The following is an 805-nucleotide window of genomic DNA, read 5'->3' on the forward strand; positions in this document are numbered from 1 at the left end:
CTAGATTTGAGATAGGTTGTTCTAGCCATTTATAATATCCACTATGATGCACTTTCAAAGTAGTACACATTCTTCTAATTTTAAATATAGAAGAATGCTCTTTTATAAATGCGTACTTTAATTTGGCTGGTTTGCAAAGTACGCTGCGGCATTTTTTCTCATAGAGAGTGCAAGCACAAGAATATATCCCTTTCTTCTGTAACTCTTTGCAACTCTTTTTGTAAACGTTTTATCTCTGCATTTGCATTATCTGATACTTTTGCTTGAATTTCTGATTCTGGACTTCTATATTTTTTTACCCAGTTTCCTAATGAAGTTGGATGTATCCCTAATCTTTCAGCTGTCTCTACTATTGTATATCCATTATCTATAACTTGCTTTACTGCATCTTTCCTAAATTCTTCTGTATATCTTGGTGGCATCTTATCCCTTTTTTATTTCTGATGATTTTATCATCTATTTTTATAAATTAACAGAATAAATTTTTGTCTATATTTTTGGGGTCATTCCAGTTTATGGACTTACTATTGATGATATAGGTGTATATTTAAAAGATAAGGGTTTTAGAAATATTAGTAATGATCTAACTATTAGTTACCCTATTCAGATATGGTATTCTGAACTAGAAAATGGATCGGCAATTTTTACAGATTTAACTCATTCTAAAATTGAAGAGTCAATGAGAGATAATAGATTAGATAATATTGGTAAAGCTAGTTTTTAGTATATTTAGGATTAACACCTAATTTATAAATAAATTAAAGAATATTATAAAGCAAGTCTTATATCTATTAAAAAAGCTTTA

General features: G+C 28.4%; 1 protein-coding gene. It reads right to left on the reverse strand.

Annotated elements, in window-relative coordinates; translation table 11 throughout:
• Positions 1 to 158: 158 nt before the first annotated feature.
• Positions 159 to 422, reverse strand: a complete 264-nt coding sequence (locus tag OIF36_05450; GenBank protein ID MCV6599899.1) for a transposase — start codon at positions 420 to 422, stop codon at positions 159 to 161.
• Between the last annotated feature and the right edge of the window lie 383 nt (positions 423 to 805).

The organism is Alphaproteobacteria bacterium, from assembly GCA_025800285.1.
Lineage (GTDB): Bacteria > Pseudomonadota > Alphaproteobacteria > JAOXRX01 > JAOXRX01 > JAOXRX01.